The organism is Microbacterium sp. CCNWLW41 (assembly GCF_037083505.1).
The window spans coordinates 1-22220 of record NZ_JBAOJP010000010.1; the positions used below are offsets into that span (position 1 = coordinate 1).

General features: G+C 68.4%; 32 protein-coding genes. 30 read left to right on the forward strand and 2 right to left on the reverse strand.

Features of this window, described 5'->3' with window-relative positions:
- The 7 genes from V6R91_RS28465 to V6R91_RS28495 form a co-directional block, all read left to right on the forward strand.
- A partial coding sequence (locus V6R91_RS28465) for an FHA domain-containing protein (protein WP_336398069.1) occupies window positions 1-674 on the forward strand: 674 nt, incomplete at its 5' end.
- The gene (locus tag V6R91_RS28470; protein ID WP_336398070.1) at window positions 671-1255 is read left to right on the forward strand and encodes a hypothetical protein; all 585 of its coding nucleotides are present in this window, start codon (window positions 671-673) and stop codon (window positions 1253-1255) included. The genes V6R91_RS28465 and V6R91_RS28470, both read left to right, overlap by 4 nt.
- A gap of 290 nt (window positions 1256-1545) precedes the next feature.
- Window positions 1546-1914, forward strand: coding sequence for a 30S ribosomal protein S12 (gene rpsL / locus V6R91_RS28475; RefSeq protein WP_106816548.1), 369 nt, complete (start codon window positions 1546-1548; stop codon window positions 1912-1914).
- Between the two features lie 5 nt (window positions 1915-1919).
- Window positions 1920-2390: a 30S ribosomal protein S7 gene (gene rpsG / locus V6R91_RS28480; protein WP_106816549.1), complete on the forward strand. Its 471-nt coding sequence runs from the start codon at window positions 1920-1922 to the stop codon at window positions 2388-2390.
- A gap of 109 nt (window positions 2391-2499) precedes the next feature.
- Window positions 2500-4614 carry an elongation factor G gene (gene fusA / locus V6R91_RS28485; protein ID WP_336398071.1) on the forward strand — a complete coding sequence of 705 codons (2115 nt, stop codon included), beginning with the start codon at window positions 2500-2502 and terminating at the stop codon, window positions 4612-4614.
- A 157-nt stretch (window positions 4615-4771) separates the two neighbouring features.
- Window positions 4772-5965: an elongation factor Tu gene (gene tuf / locus V6R91_RS28490; protein WP_336398072.1), complete on the forward strand. Its 1194-nt coding sequence runs from the start codon at window positions 4772-4774 to the stop codon at window positions 5963-5965.
- 165 nt (window positions 5966-6130) lie between these two features.
- A complete protein-coding gene (locus V6R91_RS28495; RefSeq protein WP_336398073.1) occupies window positions 6131-6346 on the forward strand; it encodes a hypothetical protein in 216 nt (71 codons plus the stop codon).
- A 106-nt stretch (window positions 6347-6452) separates the two neighbouring features.
- Here V6R91_RS28495 and V6R91_RS28500 read toward each other — a convergent pair whose 3' ends face one another.
- Both V6R91_RS28500 and V6R91_RS28505 read right to left on the reverse strand, forming a co-directional pair.
- The gene (locus V6R91_RS28500; protein ID WP_336398074.1) at window positions 6453-7589 is read right to left on the reverse strand and encodes a glycosyltransferase; all 1137 of its coding nucleotides are present in this window, start codon (window positions 7587-7589) and stop codon (window positions 6453-6455) included.
- On the reverse strand, window positions 7586-8968 hold the full coding sequence (locus V6R91_RS28505; RefSeq protein WP_336398075.1) for a sugar transferase: 1383 nt from the start codon (window positions 8966-8968) through the stop codon (window positions 7586-7588). Before V6R91_RS28505 ends, V6R91_RS28500 begins: the two co-directional genes overlap by 4 nt.
- A gap of 756 nt (window positions 8969-9724) precedes the next feature.
- Between V6R91_RS28505 and rpsJ the strand changes: the two genes are divergently transcribed.
- The 23 genes from rpsJ to map all read left to right on the forward strand — a co-directional run bounded on the left by rpsJ (window position 9725) and on the right by map (window position 22208).
- Window positions 9725-10033 carry a 30S ribosomal protein S10 gene (rpsJ, locus tag V6R91_RS28510; RefSeq protein WP_106816553.1) on the forward strand — a complete coding sequence of 103 codons (309 nt, stop codon included), beginning with the start codon at window positions 9725-9727 and terminating at the stop codon, window positions 10031-10033.
- An 8-nt stretch (window positions 10034-10041) separates the two neighbouring features.
- Complete coding sequence (gene rplC, locus V6R91_RS28515) at window positions 10042-10701, forward strand: 50S ribosomal protein L3 (RefSeq protein ID WP_336398077.1); 660 nt, start codon at window positions 10042-10044, stop codon at window positions 10699-10701.
- A 4-nt stretch (window positions 10702-10705) separates the two neighbouring features.
- Window positions 10706-11368: a 50S ribosomal protein L4 gene (rplD, locus tag V6R91_RS28520; RefSeq protein ID WP_336398078.1), complete on the forward strand. Its 663-nt coding sequence runs from the start codon at window positions 10706-10708 to the stop codon at window positions 11366-11368.
- Window positions 11365-11664, forward strand: coding sequence for a 50S ribosomal protein L23 (rplW, locus tag V6R91_RS28525; RefSeq protein WP_045301485.1), 300 nt, complete (start codon window positions 11365-11367; stop codon window positions 11662-11664). Before rplD ends, rplW begins: the two co-directional genes overlap by 4 nt.
- A gap of 26 nt (window positions 11665-11690) precedes the next feature.
- On the forward strand, window positions 11691-12530 hold the full coding sequence (gene rplB, locus V6R91_RS28530) for a 50S ribosomal protein L2 (protein ID WP_194414505.1): 840 nt from the start codon (window positions 11691-11693) through the stop codon (window positions 12528-12530).
- 12 nt (window positions 12531-12542) lie between these two features.
- A complete protein-coding gene (gene rpsS, locus V6R91_RS28535; protein ID WP_018171448.1) occupies window positions 12543-12824 on the forward strand; it encodes a 30S ribosomal protein S19 in 282 nt (93 codons plus the stop codon).
- 22 nt (window positions 12825-12846) lie between these two features.
- On the forward strand, window positions 12847-13245 hold the full coding sequence (gene rplV / locus V6R91_RS28540) for a 50S ribosomal protein L22 (RefSeq protein WP_109210486.1): 399 nt from the start codon (window positions 12847-12849) through the stop codon (window positions 13243-13245).
- A complete protein-coding gene (gene rpsC, locus V6R91_RS28545; protein WP_194397477.1) occupies window positions 13245-14027 on the forward strand; it encodes a 30S ribosomal protein S3 in 783 nt (260 codons plus the stop codon). The genes rplV and rpsC overlap by 1 nt, the downstream gene beginning before the upstream one ends.
- Complete coding sequence (rplP, locus tag V6R91_RS28550; protein ID WP_018171451.1) at window positions 14027-14446, forward strand: 50S ribosomal protein L16; 420 nt, start codon at window positions 14027-14029, stop codon at window positions 14444-14446. The genes rpsC and rplP overlap by 1 nt, the downstream gene beginning before the upstream one ends.
- Window positions 14446-14760 carry a 50S ribosomal protein L29 gene (rpmC, locus tag V6R91_RS28555; protein WP_318354390.1) on the forward strand — a complete coding sequence of 105 codons (315 nt, stop codon included), beginning with the start codon at window positions 14446-14448 and terminating at the stop codon, window positions 14758-14760. The genes rplP and rpmC overlap by 1 nt, the downstream gene beginning before the upstream one ends.
- On the forward strand, window positions 14760-15086 hold the full coding sequence (gene rpsQ, locus V6R91_RS28560) for a 30S ribosomal protein S17 (RefSeq protein ID WP_336398079.1): 327 nt from the start codon (window positions 14760-14762) through the stop codon (window positions 15084-15086). The genes rpmC and rpsQ overlap by 1 nt, the downstream gene beginning before the upstream one ends.
- A complete protein-coding gene (gene rplN, locus V6R91_RS28565) occupies window positions 15083-15451 on the forward strand; it encodes a 50S ribosomal protein L14 (RefSeq protein WP_336398080.1) in 369 nt (122 codons plus the stop codon). Before rpsQ ends, rplN begins: the two co-directional genes overlap by 4 nt.
- Window positions 15452-15455: 4 nt before the next feature.
- On the forward strand, window positions 15456-15815 hold the full coding sequence (gene rplX, locus V6R91_RS28570) for a 50S ribosomal protein L24 (RefSeq protein WP_172990762.1): 360 nt from the start codon (window positions 15456-15458) through the stop codon (window positions 15813-15815).
- A gap of 2 nt (window positions 15816-15817) precedes the next feature.
- The gene (rplE, locus tag V6R91_RS28575; RefSeq protein ID WP_336398081.1) at window positions 15818-16405 is read left to right on the forward strand and encodes a 50S ribosomal protein L5; all 588 of its coding nucleotides are present in this window, start codon (window positions 15818-15820) and stop codon (window positions 16403-16405) included.
- A 133-nt stretch (window positions 16406-16538) separates the two neighbouring features.
- The gene (rpsH, locus tag V6R91_RS28580) at window positions 16539-16937 is read left to right on the forward strand and encodes a 30S ribosomal protein S8 (RefSeq protein WP_318354393.1); all 399 of its coding nucleotides are present in this window, start codon (window positions 16539-16541) and stop codon (window positions 16935-16937) included.
- A 6-nt stretch (window positions 16938-16943) separates the two neighbouring features.
- Complete coding sequence (gene rplF / locus V6R91_RS28585) at window positions 16944-17480, forward strand: 50S ribosomal protein L6 (RefSeq protein WP_336398082.1); 537 nt, start codon at window positions 16944-16946, stop codon at window positions 17478-17480.
- A gap of 2 nt (window positions 17481-17482) precedes the next feature.
- Complete coding sequence (rplR, locus tag V6R91_RS28590; RefSeq protein ID WP_336398083.1) at window positions 17483-17842, forward strand: 50S ribosomal protein L18; 360 nt, start codon at window positions 17483-17485, stop codon at window positions 17840-17842.
- A complete protein-coding gene (gene rpsE / locus V6R91_RS28595) occupies window positions 17839-18525 on the forward strand; it encodes a 30S ribosomal protein S5 (RefSeq protein ID WP_336398084.1) in 687 nt (228 codons plus the stop codon). The genes rplR and rpsE overlap by 4 nt, the downstream gene beginning before the upstream one ends.
- Complete coding sequence (rpmD, locus tag V6R91_RS28600) at window positions 18525-18710, forward strand: 50S ribosomal protein L30 (RefSeq protein WP_018171461.1); 186 nt, start codon at window positions 18525-18527, stop codon at window positions 18708-18710. The genes rpsE and rpmD overlap by 1 nt, the downstream gene beginning before the upstream one ends.
- Complete coding sequence (rplO, locus tag V6R91_RS28605) at window positions 18710-19351, forward strand: 50S ribosomal protein L15 (RefSeq protein WP_336398085.1); 642 nt, start codon at window positions 18710-18712, stop codon at window positions 19349-19351. Before rpmD ends, rplO begins: the two co-directional genes overlap by 1 nt.
- Window positions 19352-19450: 99 nt before the next feature.
- Window positions 19451-20773, forward strand: coding sequence for a preprotein translocase subunit SecY (gene secY / locus V6R91_RS28610; RefSeq protein WP_336398086.1), 1323 nt, complete (start codon window positions 19451-19453; stop codon window positions 20771-20773).
- Window positions 20770-21363 (forward strand): adenylate kinase, encoded by a 594-nt coding sequence (locus V6R91_RS28615; RefSeq protein ID WP_336398087.1) that lies wholly within the window; start codon window positions 20770-20772, stop codon window positions 21361-21363. Before secY ends, V6R91_RS28615 begins: the two co-directional genes overlap by 4 nt.
- A 2-nt stretch (window positions 21364-21365) precedes the next feature.
- Entirely contained in the window at window positions 21366-22208 is an 843-nt protein-coding gene (map, locus tag V6R91_RS28620) for a type I methionyl aminopeptidase (RefSeq protein ID WP_336398088.1), read from the forward strand.
- Window positions 22209-22220: the final 12 nt, after the last annotated feature.

Below are 22220 nucleotides of genomic sequence, written 5' to 3' on the forward strand. Positions count from 1 at the left end.
CCGACGCGGTGACGGGCGGGAAGCGCCTGCGCGGCCGATTCTGCATCGCCGGGTGGAGGGCGGTGGAGGAAGCGGCGGCACCCGCCGGCGACGCCCCCCAGCCCGTGCCCGCCGCCGCCCCCGGCCGCAACGGCTACGGGGGCTGGGCCCCGACCCGCTCTGCGGTGGACGACGCGGATGCGTTCCCCGAGGCATCCGGGCCGGTGTCGGCCGTCTACGGCGCCCCCGACGCGGGTGCACCGCGCGCGGCCCGCTCGTCGGTGTCGGCCTTCCACGGCAAGCCCGAGATCCCCGACGAGGACGACATCGACGCCCTCGACCAGACGATCATCGCCCGCCGCAAGCGCAGCGACTGGACGCTCGTGCCGCCCGCCGGCGAACCGGTGGCGCTGTCGGCCGACGTGGTGATCCTCGGCCGCCGGCCGGCGAGGGACCCCGAGTTCCCGCAGGCGCAGCTCGTCGCCATCCAGGACGGCACCGTGTCCAAGACCCACGCCCGGCTGCGGCTGCGCGACGACCGCTGGTACGTCACCGACCTCGACTCCACGAACGGCGTGCTGTTCGCCACCGTCATGGGCACCGAGGTCGAGGTCCCTCGCGGCGAAGAGGTCGAGGCCGGCGACCGGTTCCTGCTCGGCGACGCGGAGGTGCGCCTCCAGCGGAGCGACGGGTGATCGACCCCGACGACGAGCGCACCGCCTGGTCGCGGCGCAGGGGGCCCGCCGAGCCGGTCGACGATGTCACGGTGCCGCGTGACGGCGCTCGCGGCGCTGCGTCGGCCGCCACCGCGGACGCGGTCGCCCCGGCCGCAGCGGAACCCGGCGAGCAGCCGACCGCGTCCGACGCGCCGCCGGGACCGCGGCGCCGCGGACCGGCGGAACCCCTCGACGAGTCGACGAGCACGCGCCTGCGCTCACGCGGACGCATCGACGCCGCCACCACGCAGACCGAGCATCGCGGAGCCGGCGCGGCCGCCCCGCCGCAGGAGGTGGGCGGCGACGTGCCGGCGGTCGGCGGGCGCGTGGCCCATGGCCCCTCGACCGCCGAGGCGTACCGGGCACGCGCCCTCCCGGCCACCCCGCCGAGGAAGCGGGAGCCGCAGCCGCGCTCGCCGCAGGCGTTCGTCGACACCGCGGCCGCAGCGGCCCGCGAGCGGCGGCGGAGGCGCCGGCGAGCCGTGGTGCTGGTGGCCGCGGCATCCGTCTGCGCCCTCCTGGCGGTGACCGCGCTGGTCGCGCTGCTGACGATCGGCTGACCGTCAGGGGCGGGCGTTTGCCCACCCCCCGAAACCCACGTATCATAGATCGGGTGTGCGCTCACGCGCGCCGTCAACCGTGCCTCGGTGCGGCGAACGGTGTGGGCGCCGCATCTCAGGGACCGGCCTGCGAACAGGCCGCCCCCACGGCATATCCATCACACAAAGCGCGGAAGTCATTCTGCCGCGCCGATGGATCCACGTGAGCCCGCAGCGTCATGGATCGAAAGATCCGGATGCCGCGGGGGAGACCACGACGCTGTCACCGTGCAGCACAACAAGGAGAGAACGTGCCAACCATTCAGCAGTTGGTTCGCAAGGGCCGCTCGCCCAAGGTCGCGAAGACCAAGGCGCCCGCGCTCAAGGCGAACCCGCAGCAGGCGGGTGTCTGCACCCGCGTGTACACCACCACCCCGAAGAAGCCGAACTCGGCGATGCGCAAGGTCGCCCGTGTGAAGCTCCGCAACGGCACCGAGGTCACCGCCTACATCCCCGGCGAGGGCCACAACCTGCAGGAGCACTCGCTCGTGCTGGTCCGCGGCGGTCGTGTGAAGGACCTCCCCGGTGTCCGCTACAAGATCATCCGCGGTGCGCTCGACACCCAGGCTGTCAAGAACCGTAAGCAGGCCCGCAGCCGCTACGGCGCGAAGAAGGGCTGAGAAAGATGCCTCGTAAGGGACCCGCCCCGAAGCGCCCCGTCGTCAACGACCCGGTGTACGGCGCCCCCGTCGTCACCCAGCTCGTCAACAAGATCCTCGTCGACGGCAAGAAGTCGCTCGCCGAGTCGATCGTCTACGGCGCCCTCCGCGGCGTCGAGGCCAAGAACGGCCAGGACGCCGTCGCCACCCTCAAGAAGGCCCTCGACAACGTGCGCCCGACCCTCGAGGTCAAGTCGCGCCGCGTCGGCGGCTCGACCTACCAGGTGCCGGTCGAGGTCAAGCCTCACCGCGCCAACACGCTCGCCCTCCGCTGGCTCGTGAGCTACGCCAAGGGCCGTCGTGAGAAGACGATGACCGAGCGCCTCCAGAACGAGATCCTGGACGCCTCGAACGGCCTCGGTGCCGCGGTCAAGCGCCGCGAGGACACCCACAAGATGGCCGAGTCGAACCGCGCCTTCGCGCACTACCGCTGGTAACCAGCATCCCGCCGCTCCCGTGACCCACGGGAGCGGCGGACCCCCCGAAACCCGGTTGTCGAGCAGGCGCACGAGCGCCGTATCGAGACACAACAGCTAAGGACACCCCGTGGCACAAGAAGTGCTCACCGACCTCAACAAGGTCCGCAACATCGGCATCATGGCGCACATCGATGCCGGCAAGACGACGACGACCGAGCGCATCCTGTTCTACACGGGCGTCAACCACAAGATCGGCGAGACGCACGACGGCGCTGCCACCACCGACTGGATGGAGCAGGAGCAGGAGCGCGGCATCACGATCACGTCGGCCGCCGTCACCTGCTTCTGGAACAAGAACCAGATCAACATCATCGACACGCCCGGCCACGTGGACTTCACGGTCGAGGTCGAGCGCTCGCTGCGCGTCCTCGACGGCGCGGTCGCCGTGTTCGACGGCAAGGAGGGCGTCGAGCCCCAGTCCGAGACGGTGTGGCGCCAGGCCGACAAGTACGACGTGCCCCGCATCTGCTTCGTCAACAAGATGGACAAGCTGGGCGCAGACTTCTACTTCACGGTCGACACCATCGTCAACCGTCTGAAGGCCAAGCCGCTCGTGCTCCAGCTGCCCATCGGCTCGGAGAGCGACTTCGTGGGCGTCGTCGACCTCGTCGAGATGCGCGCGCTGGTGTGGCCCGGCGACGCCAAGGGCGACGTGACCATGGGCGCCAAGTACGAGATCCAGGAGATCCCGGCCGAGCTCGCCGACAAGGCCGCCGAGTACCGCGAGATCCTGCTCGAGGCCGTCGCCGAGTCCGACGAGGAGCTTCTCGAGAAGCACTTCGGCGGCGAGGAGCTGACGGTCGCCGAGATCAAGGGCGCCATCCGCAAGCTGACCATCGCCTCCGAGCTCTACCCCGTGCTGTGCGGCTCGGCGTTCAAGAACCGCGGCGTGCAGCCGATGCTCGACGCGGTCGTGGACTACCTGCCGTCGCCGCTGGACGTCCCCGCCATCGAGGCGAAGGACCCCAAGAACGAAGAGATCATCATCGAGCGCCACGCCGACCGCGAGGAGCCCTTCGCGGCGCTCGCGTTCAAGATCGTGACGCACCCCTTCTTCGGTCGCCTCACCTACATCCGCGTCTACTCGGGTCACCTCGACTCGGGCGCCCAGGTCGTCAACGCGACCAAGGGCAAGAAGGAGCGCATCGGGAAGATCTTCCAGATGCACGCCAACAAGGAGATGCCGGTCGACTCGGTCACCGCCGGTCACATCTACGCGGTCATCGGCCTCAAGGACACCACCACCGGTGACACCCTGGCCGACTCGAACAACCAGGTCGTCCTCGAGTCGATGACGTTCCCGGAGCCGGTCATCGAGGTGGCCATCGAGCCCAAGACCAAGGCCGACCAGGAGAAGCTGGGTCTGGCGATCCAGAAGCTCGCCGAAGAGGACCCGACGTTCCGCGTCGAGCAGAACGCCGAGACCGGCCAGACGGTCATCAAGGGCATGGGCGAGCTGCACCTCGACATCCTCGTGGACCGCATGAAGCGCGAGTTCCGGGTCGAGGCCAACGTCGGAAAGCCCCAGGTGGCGTACCGCGAGACGATCCGCAAGACCGTCGAGCGTCACGACTACACCCACAAGAAGCAGACCGGCGGTTCGGGCCAGTTCGCGAAGATCCAGTTCGCGCTGGAGCCCCTCGAGGTCACGGCCGACAAGACGTACGAGTTCGAGAACAAGGTCACCGGTGGCCGCATCCCGCGCGAGTACATCGAGCCCACCAACCAGGGCTTCCAGGACGCCATGAACGTCGGCGTGCTCGCCGGCTACCCCATGGTCGGCGTGAAGGCCACCCTCATGGACGGCGCGTCGCACGACGTCGACTCGTCCGAGATGGCGTTCAAGATCGCGGGCTCCATGGGCTTCAAGGAGGCCGTCCGCAAGGCGAACCCCGTCATCCTCGAGCCGCTCATGGCGGTCGAGGTGCGTACTCCCGAGGAGTACATGGGCGACGTCATCGGCGACCTGAACTCGCGTCGCGGCCAGATCCAGTCGATGGAGGACGCCCAGGGCGTCAAGGTCGTGCGTGCGCTGGTCCCGCTCTCGGAGATGTTCGGCTACATCGGCGACCTGCGTTCGAAGACCTCGGGCCGCGCGGTGTACTCGATGGAGTTCGACAGCTACGCCGAGGTTCCTCGCAACGTGGCCGACGAGATCGTCCAGAAGACCAAGGGCGAGTAACCCTGCACTCCGGGATGCCTCGGCGACGAGGCATCCCGGAGCACAACTTCACACAGAATCACCAGAACCGTCTCCACTAAGGTGGAGATATCCCCGTAGACGTCCGGTCGCAAACCAGTGCCCGGAACTTCTACATGACCGTCCTGAGGAGGACCCAGTGGCTAAGGCCAAGTTCGAGCGGACCAAGCCGCACGTGAACATCGGAACGATCGGTCACGTCGACCACGGCAAGACCACGCTCACCGCAGCGATCTCGAAGGTGCTCGCCGACAAGTACCCGTCGGCCACCAACGTGCAGCGTGACTTCGCGTCGATCGACTCCGCTCCCGAGGAGCGTCAGCGCGGTATCACGATCAACATCTCGCACGTCGAGTACGAGACCCCCAAGCGTCACTACGCTCACGTCGACGCCCCGGGTCACGCCGACTACATCAAGAACATGATCACCGGTGCCGCCCAGATGGACGGCGCGATCCTCGTCGTCGCGGCCACTGACGGCCCGATGGCGCAGACGCGCGAGCACGTGCTGCTCGCCAAGCAGGTCGGCGTGCCCTACCTGCTGGTCGCGCTCAACAAGAGCGACATGGTCGACGACGAGGAGATCCTGGAGCTCGTCGAGCTCGAGGTCCGCGAGCTGCTCTCGTCGCAGGACTTCGACGGCGACAACGCCCCCGTCGTGCGCGTCTCGGGCCTGAAGGCTCTCGAGGGCGACGCCGAGTGGGTCGAGAAGATCGTCGAGCTCATGGACGCCGTCGACGAGTCGATCCCCGACCCGGTGCGTGACAAGGACAAGCCGTTCCTCATGCCCATCGAGGACGTCTTCACCATCACCGGCCGTGGCACGGTCGTCACGGGCCGCGCCGAGCGCGGTACCCTCGCGATCAACTCCGAGGTCGAGATCGTGGGTCTGCGCCCGACGCAGAAGACGATCGTCACCGGTATCGAGATGTTCCACAAGCAGCTCGACGAGGCGTGGGCCGGCGAGAACTGTGGTCTGCTCCTGCGCGGCACCAAGCGTGACGACGTCGAGCGCGGCCAGGTCGTCGTGAAGCCCGGTTCGGTCACCCCGCACACCAACTTCGAGGGCACGGCGTACATCCTGTCCAAGGAGGAGGGCGGCCGTCACAACCCGTTCTTCACGAACTACCGTCCGCAGTTCTACTTCCGCACCACCGACGTCACCGGCGTCATCACGCTGCCCGAGGGCACCGAGATGGTCATGCCCGGCGACACCACCGACATGACGGTCGAGCTGATCCAGCCGATCGCCATGGAGGAGGGCCTCGGCTTCGCGATCCGTGAGGGTGGCCGCACCGTCGGCGCCGGCACGGTGACCAAGATCATCAAGTAAGTCCTTTCGGACGTCAGACGGATGCCGCGGCATCCGTCGCCGACAAGGGGTCGGGCTCTCGGAGCCCGGCCCCTTTCGTCGTTCCCCCGGACTGTCGCCGGGGCGACGTGACAGGCCAGAATGGCCTCGGCGCACCCCACCCGGGGGTCGCGGTGAGGAGCCGGAATGGGTATCGAGGACATCGTCAACCAGGGGAAGGACTTCCTGGAGCAGAACAAGGACAAGATCGACGACGTCATCAAGTCCGAGCACGCCGAAGGTGTCAGCGACAGCGCTCTCGACGCCGCCGCCGAGTTCGTCAAGAAGGTCGCGCCCGACAGCGTCGACCAGCACGTGGACGGCGTGCGCGAGAACATCGACAAGGCCGTCGGCAACGAGTAGGGCTCAGAGCGAAGGGCGGTCCGCGAGGCGGACCGCCCTTCGTCCGCGCGTCGCGGGGGAGTATCGCGAGCGCGCCGCCGATCTGCGTCGAGCTTCTCTTCGGGGGTCAGAGAGCTTGCGCGACGACCGGCGGGGTCACGGGGGCGCCATGGCGCGCCATCCAGGTGGTGAGGTTCTCGTCGAAGCGCGGGCCGTCGAACTGCTGAGCGTGCCGCACGACCTCCTCCGTCGGCAGGGCGACGGCGCGCGTCGCGGCGGCGACGAGATCGCTTCGAGAACGGGGATCGAACAGCGCGCCGCCGACGCCCTCCCGGATGGATTCGCTGGCACCGCCGACGCGGTTGGCGATCACCGGCGTGCCCGCCGCCATCGCCTCGACGGCGACGATGCCGAAGTCCTCGACCGGTGGGAAGACGAACAGGCCGGCCCGCTCCATCAGTGCGAACAGCATCGCGTCGGACGGCGCGACCTGCAGATGCACGGGTACCCGCGCGGTGCGGCCGCGCTCGCGCAGCTCGCCCTCGAGCGGTCCCGATCCCGCGATGACGACGGGCATGCCCAGCGCCTCGCCGGCCGCGATCACCAGGTCCAGCCGCTTGTACGGGATGAACCGGGACACCCCGAGCACGAAGTCGCGCGGGAGGGCGTCGAGCCGGCGCCGCTCGCGGTCGGTGAGCTGGTCGCGCCACGCGCCCGACGAGATGTACGAGACGTCGACCGGTGGATTGATGACCGTCGCCTCCACGCCCCACGCCCGCTGCACCCGCTGCGCCACGAAGCGGCTGTTGGCCGCCACGGCGGTCGCGCGCGCCGCGGTGCGCCGGTCGAGGGCCCGCAGCGGCGGGCCGGCGATCCGGGCGGCGAGGTTGTCACCCCGGCCGTCGAGCTCGGGCGCCCACAGGTAGCGGGCCGGGGTGTGCGCGTAGACGAACGTCGGCGTGCCGGGCTGGGTGAACTGGACGTGATGGGCGAACGCGTAGGAGCTCACCAGCGCCCAGTCGGGTGAGCCGTGGGCGGGGCGCCGCCACGCGAGCGGCATGAGCGGCAGCGCGAGCGCCTTGTGATGCCGCAGCGGCGTGCGGGCCAGCCACGTCTCGCGCACTTTGCGGCCGCGGTGCCTGCCGGGCGCGTCGTTCCACAGGCACAGGATGTCCGCGTCGGGGAACAGCCCCGCGAAGCGGTCGACCACGCGCTCGGCACCGCCGACCGCCTCGATCCATTCGGCGACGATCAGCCCGCTCATGCCGTCGTCCTTCCCGGAAGCAGCGCGGCGCGCGCGGTGCGGAGCATGATGACGAAGTCGCCCGCGAGAGTCCAGTTGTCGACGTACGACAGGTCCAGCCGCACCGACTCCTCCCACGACAGCGACGAGCGTCCGCTCACCTGCCAGAGGCCGGTGATGCCCGGTTTGACCATGAATCGCCTGTGCACATGGTCGGCGTACCGCGCCACCTCGCGGGGGAGCGGCGGCCGGGGGCCGACAAGCGACATCGACCCCATCAGGACGTTCACGAGCTGCGGCAGCTCGTCGAGGCTGTACTTGCGCAGGAACCGTCCGATCGGCGTCACGCGAGGGTCGTCCAGCATCTTGAAGAGCACCTCGTTGCCGACCTCGCGTCCGGGCTCGAGGCCGGCGAGCATCTCTTCGGCATCCGGCACCATCGTCCGGAACTTCAGCATCTGGAAGGCGCGGCCGTCCAGGCCGATACGGGTCTGGCGGAACAGCACCGGCCCTGCCGACGTCCTGTTGATGATGAGCGCGAGGGCGGCCATGAGCGGCGCGAAGAAGACCAGCGCGAGGGCGGAGACGGCGATGTCGGCCGTCCGCTTGAGGAAGCGCTGACCCTTGCTGTACCGCGGCGTCTCGACGTGGATCAGCGGCAGGCCCGCGACCGGACGGGTGTGGATGCGCGGACCGACGATGTCGGCGATGCTCGGCGCCAGGATGAGGTGACGGCGGTCGGCCTCGAGGGCCCACGAGATGCGCTTGACCCCGGACGGCGGGAGCTCGTCGGTGCTGGTCACCGCGACGGTGTCGGCCCCGGCGGCGTCGAGCGCCCCCAGAACGCCTCGGATGTCGCCGCGCACCGGGATGTCGGTGCCCGGCACGGTCTGCCCCGGCTGCCCGTCCGGGATGCAGGCGCCCACGACGTGGTAGCCGGCGCTCGGGGACCGGCGCAGCGCGGCGGCGATCTGCGCGACCGACTCGCTCGAGCCGACCAGGAGCACCGTGGCGCTCCAGTCGCCGCTGACGCGGCGCGTGATCAGCCAGCGCCGCCACGCCCAGCGCTCGATGAGCAGGAGCGCGATCCCCAGCGGGAAGCTGATGAGCAGGTACCCGCGGGCGACGTCCACGCGCAGCAGGAACGCCAGGATCGCGATGATCCCGAACAGGCGCGTGCTCACCGAGATGATGCGGGTGTACTCGGCCGACCCGCTGCCCGCGATCCGCGCGCTGCGCGAGTCGACGAGGCTCAGCGACCACATCCACACGGCCAGCAGAATCGCCGAGAACGCCCAGTACGACGCGCCCGTCAGGAACGAGTCCTCGCGGATCACCACGTTCGAGCTGTCGAGCCCGAACCACGCGATCTGCGTGCCGAACACGACCCCGGCGAGCACCGCGAGATCGCTCAGCCACAGCCGGCGCGAGTATCGATCCCGCCAATGGTCCGTGCCGGTCGGCCGCGCGGGTGCGCGATCAAGGCGAGCGACGGTCTCCCCAGACTCGACCCGCTTCTTGGAACTTCTTGTCAATGCGTCGACATACGGCCTTTTAGCCGCGTCGACAAAATGCGACGCCACTGCTTTCCCTCCCCGTCGCAACCGAACGCAGTCCTTCGGGTCCTGCGTGCCGACGGAACTCCCCAGTTCGCCAGCGGTTGCGTGTGGTCATTCTGCCACGACCTCGCCGGTGCGGGAAGCACCGGGCGCAAACTCGGCTCGGCGAGCCTGCTCGGGCGGGTGCCAGGCTGGGAAGGCGCCGAGCATAGCCGCGTCGCGACACGCCCGAGTTTGCGACACGCCCGGGCTGCACGTAGACTAGTGAGGTTCCACATTCCGGTGCCCCTCTTGGCGTGCGCCGGATCACTGCCAGGGCAGTGCATAGGCAGCGCACATGCGCAGAGTCCTAGGCCGCGGGCAGCAGAACCACCACATCTCGAATTCACCCACTGCGGAGCACCGTTTCGCGTGGGCGGAGAACGGATGACGGGAGCAGCGCTTCGGCGCGGCATCCGGATTGACATGAGAACAGCGGTGCCCCTCGACGGGCTCGGCGGCCGGAAGGTCGCCGGCCGCGAGAAATGTGCCCGGCGCGCAAGCGCCATGTGCGTCCAATGCCCGAGAGGTACGACGCGGAAAGAGAGTGAGCAGACTATGGCGGGACAGAAGATCCGCATTCGCCTGAAGTCGTACGACCACGAGGTCATCGACTCGTCGGCGCGGAAGATCGTCGACACCGTGACCCGTGCGGGCGCGACGGTCGTGGGCCCCGTGCCCCTTCCGACGGAGAAGAACGTGATCGCCGTGATCCGTTCTCCCCACAAGTACAAGGACAGCCGCGAGCACTTCGAGATGCGCACCCACAAGCGTCTGATCGACATCGTCGACCCGACGCCCAAGGCGGTCGACTCGCTCATGCGCCTCGACCTTCCGGCCGATGTCAACATCGAGATCAAGCTCTGAGGTTCGACATGGCTGACATCAACTCCAAGGTTTCCAAGGGCCTGCTCGGCACCAAGCTCGGCATGACCCAGGTCTGGGACGAGAACGGCAAGCTCGTTCCCGTCACCGTGATCGAGATCGCTCCGAACGTCGTGACCCAGGTCCGCACGCCGGAGAAGGACGGCTACAAGGCCGTCCAGATCGGCTACGGCCAGATCGACCCCCGCAAGGTGAACCAGCCCCTGACGGCCCACTTCGAGGCCGCCGGTGTCACCCCGCGCCGTCACCTCACCGAGATCCGCACCGCGGACGCCGCTGACTACTCACTCGGTCAGGAGCTCACGGTGGACGGCACGTTCGAGGCCGGCCAGCTGGTCGACGTCGTCGGCACCAGCAAGGGCAAGGGCACCGCGGGTGTCATGAAGCGCCACAACTTCAAGGGCGTCTCCGCCTCGCACGGTGCGCACCGCAACCACCGCAAGCCCGGTTCGATCGGCGCCTCGTCGACCCCGAGCCGCGTTTTCAAGGGCATGCGCATGGCCGGCCGTATGGGTGGCGAGCGCGTGACCGTCCTCAACCTCACGGTGCACGCCGTCGACGCCGAGAAGGGTCTGCTGCTCGTCAAGGGCGCCGTCCCCGGCGCGCGCGGCCGCATCGTCTACGTCCGCAACGCAGTGAAGGGTGCCTGATCGCATGGCTGACTCGACTCTCGCGCTCGACGTCGTGAACGCAGACGGCAAGAAGGCCGGCTCCATCGAGCTGCCCGCCGCGCTGTTCGACGTCAAGACGAACATTCCGCTCATCCACCAGGTCGTCGTCGCGCAGCTCGCGGCGGCTCGCCAGGGCACCCACTCGACCAAGCGTCGCGGTGAGGTCTCGGGCGCCGGCCGCAAGCCCTTCAAGCAGAAGGGCACGGGTAACGCCCGCCAGGGCTCGATCCGCGCGCCGCAGATGACCGGCGGTGGAATCGTGCACGGCCCGAAGCCGCGCGACTACTCGCAGCGCACCCCCAAGAAGATGATCGCGGCCGCCCTCCTCGGCGCGCTCAGCGACCGCGCCCGCGGCGAGCGTCTCCACGTCGTGGAGTCGTTCGGCATCGAGGGTGCTCCGTCGACCAGGGCCGCCGCCGCGGTGCTCACGGGTCTCGGCGCCGTCAAGAACGTGCTCGTGGTCGTGGACCGCTCCGACGACATCAACGTGCTGAGCGTCCGCAACATCCCGTTCGCGCACGTGCTGCCGTTCGACCAGCTCAACGCCTACGACGTGCTCGTCTCGGACGACATCGTCTTCACCAAGGCCGCCTACGACGCGTTCGTCGCGTCCAAGACCGCCACCACCGAGGAGGCCTCGGCATGACCGCCGTCAACAAGGACCCGCGCGACATCATCCTGAAGCCGGTCGTTTCGGAGAAGAGCTACGGGCTCATCGACGAGGGCAAGTACACCTTCCTCGTCGACCCCCGCGCCTCGAAGACCGAGATCAAGCTCGCGATCGAGAAGATCTTCGGCGTCAAGGTCGCAGCGGTCAACACGCTCAACCGCACGGGCAAGGCTCGTCGCACCCGCTTCGGCACCGGCAAGCGCAAGGACACCAAGCGCGCCATCGTGACCCTGAAGTCGGGCACCATCGACATCTTCACGGCAGTCGGCTGACGGTCGGGACAGAGGACTAGAGAACTATGGCTATTCGCAAGTACAAGCCCACGACCCCGGGTCGCCGCGGCTCGTCGGTGGCCGACTTCGCCGAGATCACCCGATCGACGCCCGAGAAGTCGCTCCTCCGCCCGCTCAGCAAGACCGGTGGCCGCAACAACCAGGGCCGCATCACCACCCGCCACATCGGCGGTGGCCACAAGCGTCAGTACCGCGTCATCGACTTCCGTCGCAATGACAAGGACGGCGTCAACGCCAAGGTCGCTCACATCGAGTACGACCCCAACCGCACCGCGCGCATCGCGCTCCTGCACTACTTCGACGGCGAGAAGCGCTACATCCTCGCGCCGAACAAGCTGGCGCAGGGCGACATCGTCGAGTCGGGCGCCTCGGCTGACATCAAGCCGGGCAACAACCTGCCGCTGAAGAACATCCCCACCGGTACCGTGATCCACGCCATCGAGCTCCGCCCCGGCGGCGGCGCGAAGCTGGCGCGCTCGGCCGGCACGTCGGTTCGCCTCGTGGCGAAGGACGGCCCCTACGCCCAGCTGCGTCTGCCCTCGGGCGAGATCCGCAACGTCGACGCGCGCTGCCGCGCGACCGTCGGCGAGGTCGGCAACGCCGAGCAGTCGAACATCAACTGGGGCAAGGCCGGCCGCAACCGCTGGAAGGGCATCCGCCCGACCGTCCGCGGTGTCGCGATGAACCCCGTCGACCACCCGCACGGTGGTGGTGAGGGTAAGACCTCCGGTGGTCGTCACCCGGTTTCGCCGTGGGGTCAGGCCGAAGGCCGCACCCGTCACGCGAACAAGGAAAGCGACAAGTACATCGTCCGTCGTCGCAACGCCGGCAAGAAGCGGAAGTAGGAGTAGAGGAAGATGCCTCGCAGCCTTAAGAAGGGCCCCTTCGTCGACGAGCACCTGCTTCGCAAGGTCGTCGTCCAGAACGAAGCCGGCACCAAGAACGTCATCAAGACCTGGTCGCGCCGTTCGATGATCATCCCGGCCATGCTGGGTCACACCATCGCCGTGCACGACGGTCGCAAGCACATCCCCGTGTTCGTGACCGAGACCATGGTCGGCCACAAGCTGGGCGAGTTCGCGCCCACCCGCACCTTCCGCGGCCACGTGAAGGACGACAAGAAGGGCCGCCGCCGCTGACGCGGGGGCAGAGGAGAGAGAAATGGTGGAGTCCATCGCACGCGTGCGACACATCCGCGTGACCCCTCAGAAGGCTCGTCGTGTCGTCGCGCTCATCAAGGGCAAGCAGGCTGAGGAGGCCCTGGCCATCCTCAAGTTCGCGCCGCAGGGTGCGAGCGAGCCGATCTACAAGCTCGTCGCCTCGGCGATCGCGAACGCTCGCGTGAAGGCCGACAAGGACGGCGAGTACCTGGACGAGCAGGACCTGTACGTGAAGAACGCGTACGTGGACGAGGGCACGACGCTCAAGCGTTTCCAGCCCCGTGCACAGGGCCGCGCCTTCCAGATCAAGAAGCGCACCAGCCACATCACCGTCGTGCTCTCGACCCCCGAGGTCGCGGAGACGGCGCCGGCTGCCAAGAGCAAGAAGGCGAGCAAGTAATGGGACAGAAGGTCAACCCGTACGGCTTCCGCCTCGGCATCACCACGGACCACGTGTCGCGTTGGTTCTCGGACTCGACGAAGCCCGGACAGCGCTACGCCGACTACGTGGCCGAGGACATCAAGATCCGTCGCCTGCTGACGACGTCGCTTGACCGCGCCGGCGTGAGCAACATCGAGATCGAGCGCACGCGTGACCGCGTCCGCGTCGACATCCACACCGCCCGCCCGGGCATCGTGATCGGCCGCCGCGGCGCCGAGGCCGAGCGCATCCGCGCCGACCTCGAGAAGCTCACCGGCAAGCAGATCCAGCTGAACATCCTCGAGGTCAAGAACCCCGAGGCCGACGCCCAGCTCGTCGCGCAGGGCATCGCCGAGCAGCTCACCGCTCGCGTGGCGTTCCGCCGCGCGATGCGCAAGGGCCTGCAGGGTGCTCAGCGCGCCGGCGCCAAGGGCGTCCGCATCCAGGTCTCCGGCCGCCTCGGCGGCGCCGAGATGAGCCGCTCGGAGTTCTACCGCGAGGGTCGTGTGCCGCTGCACACGCTGCGCGCGAACATCGACTACGGCTTCTACGAGGCCAAGACCACCTTCGGCCGCATCGGCGTGAAGGTCTGGATCTACAAGGGCGACCTGACCAACAAGGAGCTCGCTCGCGAGCAGGCCAACCAGAAGCCGGCGCGCGAGCGCGGCGACCGCCGTGGCCCCCGTGGCGACCGCGGCGACCGCGGTGACCGCGGTGAGCGCCGCAACGAGGCCCCCGTGGCAGAAGGAGCGTCGGCGTAATGCTCATCCCCCGCAAGGTCAAGTACCGCAAGCAGCACCACCCCGGCCGCTCGGGCCAGGCCACCGGCGGCACGAAGGTCTCCTTCGGCGAGTTCGGCATCCAGGCCCTCACGCCCGCGTACGTGACGAACCGTCAGATCGAGTCCGCTCGTATCGCGATGACCCGTCACATCAAGCGCGGCGGCAAGGTGTGGATCAACATCTACCCCGACCGTCCGCTCACCAAGAAGCCGGCCGAGACCCGCATGGGTTCCGGTAAGGGCTCGCCGGAGTGGTGGGTCGCGAACGTCAAGCCGGGTCGCGTCCTCTTCGAGGTCGCCGGCGTCAACGAGGAACTCGCTCGTGAGGCGCTGACCCGTGCCATCCACAAGCTGCCTCTCAAGGCACGCATCATCAAGCGCGAGGAGGGCGACGCGTAATGGCGATCGGCACCAAGACGCTCGCTCCGAGCGAGCTCGACACGTTCGAAGACCAGCGCCTCGTCGAGGAGCTGCGCAAGGCCAAGGAAGAGCTGTTCAACCTGCGCTTCCAGTCGGCCACCGGCCAGCTCGAGAGCCACGGCCGCATCCGTGCGGTCAAGCGCGACATCGCGCGGCTCTACACCGTGATCCGTGAGCGCGAGCTCGGCATCCGTGCCACGCCCGCTCCGCTGGAGACGGCGACGAAGGCGAAGAAGACGAAGGCCAAGAAGGCGGATGCCGCCGACTCGGCCGCGAAGGAAGAGGCCGAGTGATGGCTGAGAAGAAGCAGGCCGAGGTCGCCGCCAAGGGCCACGAGTCGGCCGAGCACGACGTGCGCGACGCGGACGCCCGTGGCTACCGCAAGGCCCGCCGCGGCTACGTCGTCAGCGACAAGATGGACAAGACCATCGTCGTCGAGGTCGAGGACCGCGTGAAGCACCCGCTGTACGGCAAGGTCATCCGCCGCACCTCCAAGGTGAAGGCGCACGACGAGGGCAACACGGCCGGCATCGGCGACCTCGTCCTCATCAACGAGACCCGCCCGCTGAGCGCGACCAAGCGCTGGCGTCTGGTCGAGATCCTGGAGAAGGCCAAGTGATTCAGAACGAGTCCCGCCTCAAGGTCGCCGACAACACGGGTGCCAAGGAGCTGCTCACCATCCGCGTCCTCGGTGGCTCGAACCGCCGCTACGCGGGCGTGGGTGACATCATCGTGGCCACCGTCAAGGACGCGATCCCGGGCGGCAACGTCAAGAAGGGCGACGTGGTCAAGGCCGTCGTCGTCCGCACCGTCAAGCAGACCCGTCGTCCCGACGGCTCGTACATCAAGTTCGACGAGAACGCCGCCGTCATCCTGAAGAACGACGGGGAGCCCCGCGGCACCCGCATCTTCGGACCGGTCGGCCGTGAGCTTCGCGACAAGAAGTTCATGAAGATCGTCTCGCTCGCACCGGAGGTGATCTGACCCCATGGCCAAGATCAAGAAGGGCGACCTGGTTCAGGTCATCTCGGGCGCCAAGCCCGAGCGCGGCGGCGACCGCGGCAAGCAGGGCAAGGTCCTCGAGGTCCTTGCCGAGCAGAACCGCGTGATCGTCGAGGGCGTGAACTACGTCACCAAGCACAACCGCGTCGGCCAGTCGCAGCGCGGCACCAAGACGGGCGGCATCGAGACGATGGAAGCCCCGATCCACATCTCCAACGTCCAGCTCGTGGACCCCTCGACCAAGAAGCCGACCCGTGTCGGCCACCGCGTCGAGGAGCAGACGAAGGACGGCGTGAAGCGCAACGTCCGCGTGCGCTACGCGAAGAAGTCAGGCAAGGACCTCTGAACATGAGCACCACTGCCGTGGAGGCTGGCAAGATCCAGCCCCGCCTGAAGCAGAAGTACAACACCGAGATCAAGAAGGCCCTGCAGGACGAGTTCGGCTACGCCAACGTCATGCAGACGCCCGGCCTGGTCAAGGTCGTCGTGAACACCGGTGTCGGCGAGGCAGCTCGCGACAGCAAGGTGATCGATGGCGCGGTCGACGACCTCACCAAGATCACCGGCCAGAAGCCGGTCGTGACCAAGGCCCGCAAGTCCATCGCGCAGTTCAAGCTGCGCGAGGGCCAGGCCATCGGCGCGCACGTCACCCTCCGCGGTGACCGCGCGTGGGAGTTCATCGACCGTCTGGTCAACCTGGCGCTGCCCCGCATCCGCGACTTCCGCGGCCTGTCGGGCGCCCAGTTCGACGGCAACGGCAACTACACCTTCGGTCTCCAGGAGCAGTCCGTGTTCCACGAGATCAACCAGGACAAGATCGACCGCGTCCGCGGCTTCGACATCACCATCGTGACGTCGGCGAAGACGGACGACGAGGGCCGCGCGCTCCTGCGCCACCTCGGCTTCCCGTTCAAGTCGGACGACGCCCAGGCGTGATCACCTGACGGATGCCGCGACCGGCGCGAAGGCGGCGGTCGCGGCATCCGATCCCATAACTGAACACCGTCATCATGGAAGGTCGTCTGTCGTGTAACGGCAGCCGAAACCTCGTGAACAAAGGAATCAACTCATGACAATGACAGACCCGGTCGCAGACATGCTGACCCGTCTGCGCAACGCGAACTCGGCGCACCACGACTCCGTGTCGCTGCCGAGCTCCAAGCTCAAGACCCACATCGCCGAGATCCTCAAGCAGGAGGGCTACATCTCGTCGTGGGAGGTCAGCGACGCACGCGTCGGCCAGACCCTCACGCTGACGCTCAAGTACGGCCCGAACCGCGAGCGGTCGATCGCCGGCATCAAGCGCGTCTCCAAGCCCGGTCTGCGCGTCTACGCGAAGTCGACCGAGATCCCCCGCGTGCTCGGCGGGCTCGGCGTGGCCATCCTGTCCACCTCCTCTGGCCTCCTCACGGACCGCCAGGCCGAGCAGAAGGGCGTGGGTGGGGAAGTCCTCGCCTACGTGTGGTGATCTGACATGTCGCGTATCGGTCGTCTTCCGATCGACATCCCCGCCGGTGTGACCGTCTCGGTCGAGGGTCAGGATGTCGCCGTCAAGGGCCCCAAGGGCGAGCTGTCGCTCACCGTGGCCCGTCCCATCGAGGTCAAGGTCGAAGAGGGCCAGGTCGTCGTGACCCGCCCCGACGACGAGCGCTCGTCGCGCTCGCTGCACGGCCTGACCCGCACGCTCATCAACAACAACATCATCGGTGTCACCCAGGGCTACTCCAAGGGCCTCGAGGTGGTCGGCACGGGTTACCGCGTCGCGCAGAAGGGCACGTCGGTCGAGTTCGCTCTCGGCTTCTCGCACCCGGTGCTCGTCGAGGCGCCCGCCGGCATCACGCTGACGGTCGAGGGCAACAACAAGCTCACCGTCTCGGGCATCGACAAGCAGGCTGTCGGCGAGACCGCGGCCAACATCCGCAAGATCCGCAAGCCCGAGCCGTACAAGGGCAAGGGTGTGCGCTACGCCGGCGAGGTCGTCCGGCGCAAGGCCGGAAAGGCTGGTAAGTAACCATGGCTGTGAAGTCGAAGTCCGACGCGCGCGCGCGTCGTCACGCCCGCCTTCGCAAGAAGGTCGTCGGCACCCCCGAGCGTCCGCGCCTGGTCGTCACGCGCTCGGCGCGCCACGTCTTCGTGCAGATCGTCGACGACAGCAAGGGCCACACGCTGGCCTCGGCCTCGACCCTCGAGACCGACCTGCGCGTGTCCGACGCTGACAAGACCGCCAAGGCCCGCAAGGTCGGCGAGCTCCTCGCCGAGCGCGCGAAGGCCGCCGGCGTCTCGGACGTCGTGTTCGACCGTGGCGGCAACCGCTACGCCGGCCGTGTCGCGGCGATCGCCGACGGCGCCCGCGAGGGAGGTCTGAACCTGTGAGTGACAACAAGGAGAACATCGTGACCGACCAGGCTGCAGCCGAGGCTCAGGCCCCGGCCGCCGAGGCGCCCGCCGAGCGCGAGCGCGAGCCGCGCCGCGGTGGTCGCGAGCGCAACCCCAACCGCGACCGCGGTGGCCGCGACCGCAACGAGAGCCAGTTCCTCGAGCGCGTCGTCACCATCAACCGCGTGTCGAAGGTCGTCAAGGGTGGCCGTCGCTTCAGCTTCACCGCGCTCGTCGTCGTCGGCGACGGCAACGGTGTGGTCGGCGTCGGCTACGGCAAGGCCCGTGAGGTGCCGCTGGCGATCTCGAAGGGTGTCGAGGAGGCCAAGCGCAACTTCTTCCGCGTGCCCCGCGTCGGCTCGACCATCCCGCACCCGGTGCAGGGTGAGGCCGCTGCCGGTGTGGTGCTGCTGCGCCCGGCCGCTGCCGGTACCGGTGTCATCGCCGGTGGCCCGGTGCGTGCCGTGCTCGAGTGCGCCGGCATCCACGACGTGCTGTCGAAGTCGCTCGGCTCGTCGAACACGATCAACATCGTCCACGCGACGGTGGAGGCCCTGAAGCAGCTCGAGGAGCCCCGTGCGGTCGCCGCACGCCGTGGCCTCGACTTCGACCAGGTCGCCCCCGCCCGTCTCGTCCGTGCCGAGGCTGAGGCCGCGGCCGCTGCGAAGGCAGGTGTCTGATGGCTGCGCGTCTGAAGGTCACGCAGGTCAAGTCCAAGGTGAGCGAGAAGCAGAACCAGCGCGACACGCTGCGTTCGCTCGGTCTGAAGCGGATCGGCGACTCGGTCGTCCGTCCCGACGACGCGCAGACGCGCGGCTACGTCCGGACCGTCGCCCACCTCGTCAAGGTTGAGGAGATCGACTGATGGCTGAGAAGGCCGAGAAGAACGAAGCCGTCGAGGCTGAGAAGAAGGCCCCGAAGAAGGCTGCCGCGTCCAAGGCCGCCTCCTCCAAGGCCGCCGACAAGGCCCCCGCCGCCGCCAAGGCCGACAAGGCTGAGAAGGCTGCGCCGGCCAAGAAGGCGCCGGCCAAGAAGGCTGCTGCCAAGAAGGACGTCCCGGCTGCGCGCCCGGGCGTGCTGAAGGTGCACCACCTGCGTCCGGTCCCCGGCTCGAACACCCCCAAGACCCGTGTGGGTCGCGGTGAGGGCTCGAAGGGCAAGACGGCCGGCCGCGGTACCAAGGGCACCAAGGCCCGCTACCAGGTCAAGGTCGGCTTCGAGGGTGGGCAGATGCCGCTGCACATGCGCACCCCGAAGCTCCGCGGCTTCAAGAACCCGTTCCGCGTCGAGTACCAGGTCGTGAACCTGGACAAGCTCGCGGAGCTGTACCCGGCCGGTGGCGACGTCACCGTGGGCGACCTCGTCGCCAAGGGTGCGGTGCGCAAGAACGAGAAGGTCAAGGTGCTCGGCACCGGCGACATCTCGGTGAAGCTCAACGTGGCGGTCGACAAGGTCTCGGGCTCTGCCGAGCAGAAGATCGTCGCCGCGGGCGGCACCGTCAAGTAATACGCGCGCAGTGGGGGTCGGAGCTTGCTCCGGCCCCCACTGGGTTACCCTGGACGTCGGCACGTCTGCGTGCCGATGCCCCCCACTGGAGGAATCCTCTTGTTCAGCGCCATCGCGCGGATCTTCCGCACTCCTGACCTTCGGCGGAAGATCGCATTCACCCTGGCGATCATCGCCCTGTACCGCTTCGGTGCCCACGTGCCCGCGCCGTTCGTCGACTTCCCGAACGTGCAGTCGTGTCTCCGGCAGTCCGCCGGCACCGAGGGTCTGCTGTCGCTGGTCAACCTCTTCTCGGGTGGCGCTCTGCTGCAGCTGTCGATCTTCGCGCTGGGTGTCATGCCGTACATCACCGCGACGATCATCGTGCAGCTGCTGCGCGTGGTCATCCCGCACTTTGAGACCCTCTACAAGGAGGGCCAGGCGGGCCAGGCCAAGCTCACGCAGTACACGCGGTACCTGACGATCGCGCTGGCGCTCCTCCAGTCCACCACCCTGGTCACCGTCGCCCGCAGCGGTCAGCTGTTCGGCGTCACCGGCGTGCCGGAGTGCGAGAACCTCCTCACCGAAGAGGCGTGGTGGGCGCAGCTCCTCATGATCATCACGATGACGGCCGGCACCGGCCTCATCATGTGGTTCGCCGAGCTGGTGACCGAGCGCGGCATCGGCAACGGCATGTCGCTGCTCATCTTCACCTCCATCGCCGCGGCCTTCCCCGCCTCGATGTGGGCGATCTGGCAGTCGCGCGGCTTCGAGGTCTTCCTGCTCGTGCTGGCCGTCGGCATCGTGGTCGTCGCGCTCGTCGTCTTCGTCGAGCAGTCGCAGCGCCGCATCCCCGTCCAGTACGCCAAGCGCATGGTCGGGCGCCGCACCTACGGCGGCACCAACACGTACATCCCGATCAAGGTGAACATGGCCGGCGTCGTGCCCGTCATCTTCGCCTCGTCGCTGCTGTACATCCCCGCACTCATCGCGCAGTTCAACCAGCCGCAGCCGGGCGAGGAGGTGCCGGGCTGGGTGCAGTGGATCCAGGCGTACCTCGTCACCGGCGACAACGCGCTGTACATGCTGCTGTACTTCCTGCTCATCGTCGGCTTCACGTACTTCTACGTCGCGATCACCTTCAACCCCGTCGAGGTCGCCGACAACATGAAGAAGTACGGCGGGTTCATCCCCGGCATCCGCGCCGGCCGCCCGACCGCCGAGTACCTCGACTACGTCCTCACGCGCATCACGCTCCCGGGCTCCATCTACCTGGGTCTGATAGCGCTCCTCCCGCTCGTCGCACTCGCCACGGTCGGCGCCAACCAGAACTTCCCGTTCGGCGGAGCCTCGATCCTCATCATCGTCGGCGTCGGACTCGAGACGGTGAAGCAGATCGACGCGCAGCTTCAGCAGCGCCACTACGAAGGGCTCCTCCGATGACCCGACTTCTGATCGTCGGCCCGCAGGGTTCAGGCAAGGGCACGCAGGGCGTGCGCATCGCCGAGGCGTTCGGCATCCCCGCCATCTCGACCGGCGATGTGTTCCGCGCGGCGGTCGCAGAGGGCTCCGAGCTCGGCCTGCAGGTCAAGGCCATCATCGAGGCGGGCGACCTGGTCTCCGACGAGCTGACGAGCGCGGTCGTGCGCGACCGCCTCGCGCAGGCCGACGCGGCGGAGGGCTTCCTGCTGGACGGCTACCCCCGCAATATGGCCCAGGTCATGCACCTCGACGAGTTCCTCGAGGGGCGCGACGAGTCCCTCGACGCAGTGATCGAGCTGGCCGTGCCGCGCGACGAGAGCATCGCCCGCATCGCCGGGCGCGCCGCCGAGCAGGGCCGCAGCGACGACACCGAAGAGGTCATCGCCAACCGCCTGGCGATCTACGAGCGCGAGACGGCGCCGATCCTCGAGGTGTACCGCACGCGCGGCATCGTCGACGACATCGACGGCGTGGGCTCGCTCGACGAGATCACCGACCGCATCATCGCCGCGCTCGAGGCACGCGGCCTGGTGCGCGTCCCGGTCTCCTGAACGTGTCGCTGCGCCGCTCCATCTACAAGTCCCCCGCCCAGCTGCGGGCGATGGTGGAACCCGGTCTCATCACCGCCGCCGCCCTCGACGCGGTCCGCGGCCTGATCGCGCCCGGCGTCACCACCGCGGAACTGGATGCCGCGGCATCCGAGGTCATCACCGGCCGTGGGGCGAAGTCGAACTTCCAGATGGTCCGCGGGTACCGCCACACCATCTGCGCGTCGGTCAACGAGCAGGTCGTGCACGGCATCCCGGGCGACCGCGTGCTGGCGCCCGGTGACATCCTGTCGATCGACGCCGGAGCCGAGTACAAGGGGTGGAACGGGGACTCCGCGTTCACCGCGGTGCTGCCCGACGAGACGCGCCCCGCGGTCGTCGCGGAGCGGCAGCGCCTGTCGGACGTGACCGAGGGGTCGCTGTGGGCCGGCATCGCGTCGCTCGCGACCGCCCGCCACCTCGGCGAGGTGGGCGCCGCCATCCAGGAGTACATCGAGGCGAACTCCCCGGAGTCCGGCGCCTACGGCATCCTGCGCGAGTACGTCGGGCACGGCATCGGCCGCAAGATGCACGAGTCGCCCTCGGTGTTCAACTACCGCGTCGCCGGTCCGGGGCCCGAGGTGCGACCCGGCCTCGTCCTCGCGATCGAGCCGATGGTCGTCATCGGCGACCAGGCCACCTTCATCGAAGACGACGGGTGGACCGTGTCGACGCTCGACGGCACCGCCGGCTCCCACTGGGAGCACAGCGTGGCCGTGCACGAAGACGGAATCTGGGTGCTGACCGCACCCGACGGCGGAGCCGCGGGCTTGGCGCCCTTCGGCATCACGCCGCGTCAGATCGCCTAGGGAGGCTCTCGA

Bases quoted from the DNA above. Each gene is read 5' to 3' on its own strand.
- rplB (WP_194414505.1), top strand. From the start codon at position 11,691: ATGGCTATTCGCAAGTACAAGCCCACGACCCCGGGTCGCCGCGGCTCG.
- rpsH (WP_318354393.1), top strand. From the start codon at position 16,539: ATGACAATGACAGACCCGGTCGCAGACATGCTGACCCGTCTGCGCAAC.
- rpsJ (WP_106816553.1), top strand. From the start codon at position 9,725: ATGGCGGGACAGAAGATCCGCATTCGCCTGAAGTCGTACGACCACGAG.
- V6R91_RS28495 (WP_336398073.1), top strand. From the start codon at position 6,131: ATGGGTATCGAGGACATCGTCAACCAGGGGAAGGACTTCCTGGAGCAG.
- rplW (WP_045301485.1), top strand. From the start codon at position 11,365: ATGACCGCCGTCAACAAGGACCCGCGCGACATCATCCTGAAGCCGGTC.
- rplD (WP_336398078.1), top strand. From the start codon at position 10,706: ATGGCTGACTCGACTCTCGCGCTCGACGTCGTGAACGCAGACGGCAAG.
- V6R91_RS28615 (WP_336398087.1), top strand. From the start codon at position 20,770: ATGACCCGACTTCTGATCGTCGGCCCGCAGGGTTCAGGCAAGGGCACG.
- rplR (WP_336398083.1), top strand. From the start codon at position 17,483: ATGGCTGTGAAGTCGAAGTCCGACGCGCGCGCGCGTCGTCACGCCCGC.
- rplF (WP_336398082.1), top strand. From the start codon at position 16,944: ATGTCGCGTATCGGTCGTCTTCCGATCGACATCCCCGCCGGTGTGACC.
- rplO (WP_336398085.1), top strand. From the start codon at position 18,710: ATGGCTGAGAAGGCCGAGAAGAACGAAGCCGTCGAGGCTGAGAAGAAG.
- rplV (WP_109210486.1), top strand. From the start codon at position 12,847: ATGGTGGAGTCCATCGCACGCGTGCGACACATCCGCGTGACCCCTCAG.
- V6R91_RS28500 (WP_336398074.1), bottom strand. From the start codon at position 7,589: ATGAGCGGGCTGATCGTCGCCGAATGGATCGAGGCGGTCGGCGGTGCC.
- rpsC (WP_194397477.1), top strand. From the start codon at position 13,245: ATGGGACAGAAGGTCAACCCGTACGGCTTCCGCCTCGGCATCACCACG.
- rpsG (WP_106816549.1), top strand. From the start codon at position 1,920: ATGCCTCGTAAGGGACCCGCCCCGAAGCGCCCCGTCGTCAACGACCCG.
- rplC (WP_336398077.1), top strand. From the start codon at position 10,042: ATGGCTGACATCAACTCCAAGGTTTCCAAGGGCCTGCTCGGCACCAAG.
- rplX (WP_172990762.1), top strand. From the start codon at position 15,456: ATGGCCAAGATCAAGAAGGGCGACCTGGTTCAGGTCATCTCGGGCGCC.
- rpsS (WP_018171448.1), top strand. From the start codon at position 12,543: ATGCCTCGCAGCCTTAAGAAGGGCCCCTTCGTCGACGAGCACCTGCTT.
- rplE (WP_336398081.1), top strand. From the start codon at position 15,818: ATGAGCACCACTGCCGTGGAGGCTGGCAAGATCCAGCCCCGCCTGAAG.
- rpsQ (WP_336398079.1), top strand. From the start codon at position 14,760: ATGGCTGAGAAGAAGCAGGCCGAGGTCGCCGCCAAGGGCCACGAGTCG.
- rplP (WP_018171451.1), top strand. From the start codon at position 14,027: ATGCTCATCCCCCGCAAGGTCAAGTACCGCAAGCAGCACCACCCCGGC.
- rpmD (WP_018171461.1), top strand. From the start codon at position 18,525: ATGGCTGCGCGTCTGAAGGTCACGCAGGTCAAGTCCAAGGTGAGCGAG.
- rpmC (WP_318354390.1), top strand. From the start codon at position 14,446: ATGGCGATCGGCACCAAGACGCTCGCTCCGAGCGAGCTCGACACGTTC.